7 protein-coding genes are annotated in these 6432 nt (G+C 66.6%); 2 read left to right on the top strand and 5 right to left on the bottom strand.

Going from position 1 to position 6432, the window contains the following annotated elements:
* Positions 1-18 precede the first annotated feature (18 nt).
* The 3 genes from LC041_RS12620 to LC041_RS12630 all read right to left on the bottom strand — a co-directional run bounded on the left by LC041_RS12620 (position 19) and on the right by LC041_RS12630 (position 2569).
* Positions 19-573 (bottom strand): YceI family protein, encoded by a 555-nt coding sequence (locus LC041_RS12620; protein ID WP_226533439.1) that lies wholly within the window; start codon positions 571-573, stop codon positions 19-21.
* Positions 574-754: 181 nt separating this feature from the next.
* Positions 755-1120 (bottom strand): FKBP-type peptidyl-prolyl cis-trans isomerase, encoded by a 366-nt coding sequence (locus tag LC041_RS12625; protein WP_047519341.1) that lies wholly within the window; start codon positions 1118-1120, stop codon positions 755-757.
* A 207-nt stretch (positions 1121-1327) separates the two neighbouring features.
* Positions 1328-2569 carry a PrsW family intramembrane metalloprotease gene (locus tag LC041_RS12630; RefSeq protein ID WP_264189261.1) on the bottom strand — a complete coding sequence of 414 codons (1242 nt, stop codon included), beginning with the start codon at positions 2567-2569 and terminating at the stop codon, positions 1328-1330.
* A gap of 89 nt (positions 2570-2658) precedes the next feature.
* Between LC041_RS12630 and LC041_RS12635 the strand changes: the two genes are divergently transcribed.
* The gene (locus tag LC041_RS12635; protein ID WP_226533440.1) at positions 2659-3528 is read left to right on the top strand and encodes a fumarylacetoacetate hydrolase family protein; all 870 of its coding nucleotides are present in this window, start codon (positions 2659-2661) and stop codon (positions 3526-3528) included.
* 65 nt (positions 3529-3593) lie between these two features.
* On the opposite strand, the gene LC041_RS12640 is transcribed toward LC041_RS12635, so the two are convergent.
* Both LC041_RS12640 and LC041_RS12645 read right to left on the bottom strand, forming a co-directional pair.
* Complete coding sequence (locus tag LC041_RS12640; protein WP_047519347.1) at positions 3594-5054, bottom strand: aspartate ammonia-lyase; 1461 nt, start codon at positions 5052-5054, stop codon at positions 3594-3596.
* A gap of 61 nt (positions 5055-5115) precedes the next feature.
* Positions 5116-6036: a phosphodiesterase gene (locus LC041_RS12645; RefSeq protein ID WP_226533441.1), complete on the bottom strand. Its 921-nt coding sequence runs from the start codon at positions 6034-6036 to the stop codon at positions 5116-5118.
* Between the two features lie 118 nt (positions 6037-6154).
* Here LC041_RS12645 and LC041_RS12650 point away from each other — a divergent pair.
* Positions 6155-6432: leucine zipper domain-containing protein (locus tag LC041_RS12650; RefSeq protein ID WP_226533442.1), on the top strand; the 278-nt coding region annotated here is incomplete at its 3' end.

Consider the following 6432-nt stretch of genomic DNA (forward strand, 5'->3'; position numbering starts at 1 on the left):
GGAGCGTGCGCGCAGAGATCAGTCCTGCTGCAGGGCCCCCTGAAGATCGAGGTTGATCGTGATGTCCTTGCCCACGAGCACACCGCCGGTCTCGAGTGCCGCGTTCCACGTCAAGCCGAAGTCCTCGCGGTTGATCACGGTCTTCGCGGACGCGCCCGCCTTGTAGTTGCCGTACGGGTCCGTGCCGAAGCCGCCGAAGTCGAGCTCGAAACTGACAGGCTTGGTGATCCCGCGGATCGTGAGGTCACCGTCGACGACGAGTTCGTCACCCTTGACGCGGGTACCGGTGGAGACGAACTCCATGGTCGGGAAGTTCTCGGCGTCGAAGAAGTCGGCCGAGCGGAGGTGCGCGTCGCGGCCCTCATCGTTCGTGTCGACGGAGGTCACATCGACAGTCGCCTCCACCTTGGCCTCCAGCGGGTTCTCGGGTGCGATCAGCGTCGCGTTCTTGACGCCGAACGAGCCCCTCACCTTGGAGATCATCATGTGGCGGACGCTGAACGTCACCTCACTGTGCGAAGGGTCGAGCACCCAGGTGCCGGGACGGTAGCCGGGAATGTCGATGCTGGTCATGGTTTCTCCTCCGGAGACATCGGCCGCGGTTGCGGCGTCGGACAGGGGCCGCAGTGACGCGACCTCTGGGACAACTTGCATTCACTCGCATATATTCCCGCGAATGAAGATCTCTCCCCCGCACAACACGAGACGCTCCCCTTCGGACGAAGAGGAGCGTCTCGCAGAAACGTCGGAGGAGTCAGACCGCGATCAGGTCGATGATGAAGATCAACGTCTTCCCCGAGAGGAAGTGCCCACCACCGGCCGGACCGTAAGCGAGGTGCGGAGGGACGATGAGCTCTCGGCGACCACCGACCTTCATGCCGGGGATTCCTTCCTGCCAGCCCTGGACGAGCGCGGCGAGCGGGAACTGGATGGTCTCGCCACGCCCCCAGGAGGAATCGAACTCTTCACCGGATTCGTACTCGACACCGGCGTAGTGGACGGTCACGGTGTCGCCGCGCTTGGCCTCCGCGCCGTCACCTTCGATGATGTCGCGGATGACGAGTTCCGCAGGTGCGGGGCCGGTGGGAGCATCGAACTCTGGCTTTGTGCGATCAGTCATGCTTCCATCAAACCCGAGCATCGCGGACGAGGTCAACGCGATGGCACTTGCTCACAGCGAACAGCGCGACGAGTTGTCGGCGCAAAACTCCTCTTGACACTCGGCGGGAGCAGGTGCACCCTGTTTACAGATCAACTCAGCGCCCGGGAGACTCGCAGGCATCGCCGCAGCACCGGGCGCTGAGTCTTGCTACGCGAGCGGCACGGCTCAGTACGCCAGCAATGCGGCCCTGGCGGCACGGGTCCGGATCAGCAGCGCGCGCTCGTCGTCCACTGCGAGGGGGTCGCGCCCGGTGATCGCACGCTGTCGAACAGCGGCCAGTGCCGTGGCGTCCTTGATGAACTCACGCATGAGCGGTCTCCGGTCGCCTCGGAGCCCGCGCGCCCAGGCGAGACCGGCCTTGCGTCCACTCGGCGTGGCGAGCATCGTGACCTCTTCCGGGGTGAACCACCCCGCGCCGGCGTATTCGGCAAGGCGGGCACGCGTGAGGCGCGCCTCCTCTCGGCGCAGCGCGATGATCCCGAGGATGAAGCCGATGAAGAGCGGCACCTGGAGTGTGAAGTACAGACCGAAGAAGTCGGCGAACGTTGCCGAACCGTTCCACAGTCCGTGCAACAGCACCGCACCGAGGCCTCCGACCAGTCCAGCGCCCAGCGCCGATCCCGCCGAGCCGTGTCGGCGCGCCACGAGGCCGATCGCGAACCCGGTGACGGCCGTGAACATGGCATGCGCGAAAGGCGAGAGGATAGCGCGCACCGCGAACGTGACGGTCAGCTGTTCGCCGCCACCCTCGATCAGGCTGATCGCGAAGTACTGGATGTTCTCGGTGAAGGCGAATCCGGCTCCCACGAGGGCGCCGTACACGACGCCGTCGACCGGGCCGTCGAACGCGCGGCGGGCGAGAAGGAAGATCAGGAAGACCCCCGTGCCCTTCCAGAACTCCTCGACGATGGGCGCTTGCACCACCGCCGCGAACGCTTCCGAGGTGGGACCGATCAGGATCGTCAGCCCGACGTCGACGAGAAGGGTGAGCCCGACCGCGGCCACGGCTCCCCAGGCGATGGCGAAGAAGATCAACCGCTTGGGTTCCGGCTCCCAGCGGTCGATCATGCGAACGCCGAGGAACACGATGGTCAGGGGAATGAGCGCGAGTACCAGGCCGACCACCGATGCCAATGCACCCAGCGCCCAGCCGAAATAGCCGATCAGAGCCAGCAGCAGGAAGCCCAGGAAGCCGAACAACCACAGCGAGATCGTCCGCCCCTTGCGCGTCGGCACCGGCAGCGCCGGAAGCGATTCCGCGGGAGAGGGCGCGACCGGCGCCGGCGGCGTGTAGGGCGTCGGCTGGGCGAGCGCCGACGCATAACTCGGCTGCCCCAGCGGCGCCGTCGCAGGCGGCGGCGTGTACGGCGACGGCTGCTGCGGCGGGGGTGGTCCTCCGAAACTCATAGCCAAAGCCTAAGGGGCACAAGAGAGACGGCCCCGGTATGGCTGTGTCCTCCATCCGCGGACCGGCCGCCACCCGGTAGCGTAGGAGCATGCGGTTCGCTCATCTGCGCCGTCCTGACTCCCCTCGCGCGGTTCTCGCCGTGGTCCAGGACTCGGACGCCATCCTCGTCTCTGATCTCCTGACCGACGCCCCTGCCACGCTGCAGCAGCTGATCGAAGGTGGGGATGCTCTCCTCGATGCTCTGCGCGCGGCGCTGGCCGCAGGAACCGCCGTCCGTCATCCGCTCGGCGACTGGGCGTTCGACTCCGCAGTGCTCGCACCCCCGGCCGTGCTCGCCGTGGGGCTGAACTACGCCGCACACTCGAGCGAGCTCGGCCTGAAGACCGACGCCGCGCCTACGGTGTTCACCCTGTGGCCGAACTCGCTCACCGGCCACGAGCAGACGACCTCTTGGCCGCGCGACCTGAGCGAGGCCGTGGACTACGAGGCAGAACTCGGCGTCCTCATCGGCACCCCCGCGAAGGACGTCAGCGAGAAGGACGCCCTCGCGTACGTCTGGGGCTACACCGTGGTCAACGACATCACCGCGCGGAACATCCAGTTCTCCGAGGCCCAGTGGTCCCGATGCAAGTCCTTCGACGGCTTCACGCCGACCGGCCCCTTCGCTGTGACGGCGGACGAGATCACAGATCCGCAGGACCTGCACATCTGGACCGTCGTCGACGGGCACACCGTGCAGGACGCGAGCACGGGACAGATGGTGCGCTCGGTGGCGAAGCTGATAGCCCACCTGTCGCAGTCCCTCACTCTGCTGCCCGGAACCCTCATCTCGACGGGCAGCCCCGGAGGTGCCGGGTACTCACGCGATCCGCAGATCTTCCTCCGCGATCACTCGACGGTGACCGTGGGCATCGACGGCATCGGCGAACTCACGACCCACTGTCGCATCACAGACTGAGACGGGTCGAAACAGACGAGGGGACGGACGCTACGGCATCCGTCCCCTCGTCTGTTTCCGGCTGGTCAGATCTCGATCAGATCCTCTGGCGCGACGACCGGGATCGCGGCGGTGACCGTTTCCAGCCCAGACAGGCGCGCCGGCGACAGCTGCTTGACGACCTCGTCGCGCGACATCAGACCGGCCTCGACCACCAGGTCGGCGACATTCCGGTTGGTCAGCAGCGCGGTCTTCGCGAGCGCCGCTGCGGCCGCGTAGCCGATGAACGGCGTCAGAGCCGTGATGACGCCGACCGATGCACCCACCATCGCTCCGAGGCGGTCGCGGTTGGCGGTGATGCCGTCGACGCAATTGACGCGCAGGGTCCACATCGCCTGGCGCATCCAGGTGATGGACTGGAAGATCGAGTGCGCGATCACCGGCTCGAAGGCGTTCAGCTGCAGCTGCCCGGCCTCTGCAGCCATCGTGACCGTCATGTCGGCACCGGCGACGGCGAAAGCGACCTGGTTCACGACCTCCGGGATCACGGGGTTGACCTTGCCGGGCATGATGCTGGAACCGGCCTGCATCGCGGGGAGGTTGATCTCCCCCAGTCCGGCCTGGGGCCCGGATGACAGGAGACGGAGGTCGTTGCAGATCTTCGAGAGCTTCATCGCGTTGCGCTTGAGTGTCGACGAGAACGACATGAAGGACCCGGTGTCGCTGGTGGCCTCGACGAGATCACCCGCGGTGCGCAGGTCGAGTCCGGTGATCTCCCGCAGGTGCTTCAGCACCGCCGGCGCGTAGCCTCGATGCGTCGTGATGCCCGTGCCGATCGCGGTCGCGCCCATGTTGATCTCGAACATCAGCGAAGCGTTCTCGGTCAGACGGGTGTGGTCGTAGCCGAGCGTCGTGGCGAAGCCGTTGAACTCCTGCCCGAGCGTCATCGGCACGGCATCCTGCAGCTGGGTGCGGCCCACCTTCAAGACATCGTGGAACTCCCGCGACTTCCCCAGGAAGGACAGCCGAAGCAGATCCAGCTCCTCGAGCAGGGAACGCAGTGTCAGCGAGAGGCCGATCTTCACCGCCGTCGGGTAGACGTCGTTGGTGGACTGACTGCGGTTCGTGTGGTCGATCGGCGACAGGAACGCGTAGTCCCCCTTCTCCCGGCCGGCCAGCTCGAGCGCGATGTTGGTGATGACCTCGTTCGCGTTCATGTTGGTCGAGGTGCCGGCACCGCCCTGGATGACGCCCACCGTGAACTGCTCGTGGAACTCGCCGTCGATGACGCGCTGCGCGGCACGATCGATCAAGTCGGCACGCTCGGCGTCGAGCACGCCGATCTCGCGATTCGCGCGAGCACTCGCCTGCTTGACCATGGCCAGGCCGACCACCAGGTCGGGGTACACCGAGATCGGCCGCTTCGTGATCGGGAAGTTCGCGTCGGCGCGGGCGGTGTGGATCCCCCAGTATGCGTCGACGGGAATCTCCATGCTCCCGAGCGAATCGGTCTCGGTGCGGGTCAGGGTAGGCGCGGCAGAAGCCATGTCACATCCTCGTGGGTCGTGGCGGGTGAGAAGGGTGGGGGATGTGCCCAGTCTACGCCGCTCAGCGCCCCGGTTTGCGGGAGAAGGCTTCGAGTCGCCCCTCCGGCGTGAGCTTCGACATCCGCTCGACCCAAGCCTGAGAGAAGTAGTCTCCGGTCACCGCGTCGGTCACCGGGACGACCGTGTGGGTGATCGTCTCGGGGTACACGTGGACCATCTGGAAGGCCTGCGCGGCATCCATACCGTTCACCTCGGCGGCCGGACGCGCCACGTTCATCGTGTAACAGGTCGCCGAGGCGACGCTCACCGGCACCCCGGCGAACATCCCGTGCGACGAGTAGTGCAGATGTCCGGCGAGGATGCCGCGGACGTCACTGTCGCGGACGATGTCGGCGAGCTCGTCCTGATGACGCAGTTCCAGAATGTCGAAGAGCGGCAGATGACTCGGGAGCGGCGGATGGTGCATCGCGAGCAACGTGCCTTGGGGCGCAGGCTCGGTGAGCAGATCCGCGAGCCAGGAAAGCTGACCGTCGTCGAGATCGCCGTGGTGCCAGCCGGGGACGCTGGTGTCGAGGGCGATGAGACGCAGCCCGCCGAGATCCCAGACGCCGGTGATGGGCTCCTCGGTCGGCTCGAGATCCAGCAACCCCGCGCGCAGGGCAGGACGCTCATCGTGATTCCCCGCGACCCAGACGATCGGCGCGCCGAGTTCAGCCGCGACCGGTTCGACGGACGCGCGCAGACGACGATAGGCGTCCGGCTCCCCCAGATCGGCGAGGTCCCCGGTCACGACGAGCGCCGCGGGGTGCGGGTGCACCGCGCGGATCGCCTCGAGCGTGCGCGCGAAGTTCGCTTCGACGTCGTACCGTCCGCCCAGCGACGCTCCGCCGGCGAGAAAGTGCGGGTCGCTGACGTGAATCAGAACATGCGTCGCTGGAGCGTGCCGACCGAAGGCATGCACGTCACCGATTGCTGCGGACATGACACCAGCCTAGGTGTTCTTCCCATGGAGGTTGTGGGCAGCGTGGGCTGGTGGAATGAGGTGAGGACCTCCGGTATCGATATGGGTTACCACACTCATTCGATCGACAGAGGTCCTCATGTCTTACGTTACCCACGCCCGCGCTTCGTTGACTCCGCAGGGCCGGTTGAAGCTGGTGCAGCTCGTGCTCGATCAGGGGTGGACTCAGGCGCGCGCCGCGGAACGATTCCAGGTCGCTCGTGGCACGGTCTCGAAGTGGGTGACCCGGTTCCGCGCTGAGGGGCGGGCGGGTCTGGAGGATCGTTCATCGAGGCCGCACCGGTCGCCGAATCAGACATCGCAGCGCACGGAGCATCGGATCGTGTCGTTGCGGGTCACGCGCCGTTGGGGGCCGCA

This window comes from Microbacterium paraoxydans (genome assembly GCF_020524545.1).
In the GTDB taxonomy this organism is placed as follows: domain Bacteria; phylum Actinomycetota; class Actinomycetes; order Actinomycetales; family Microbacteriaceae; genus Microbacterium; species Microbacterium paraoxydans_C.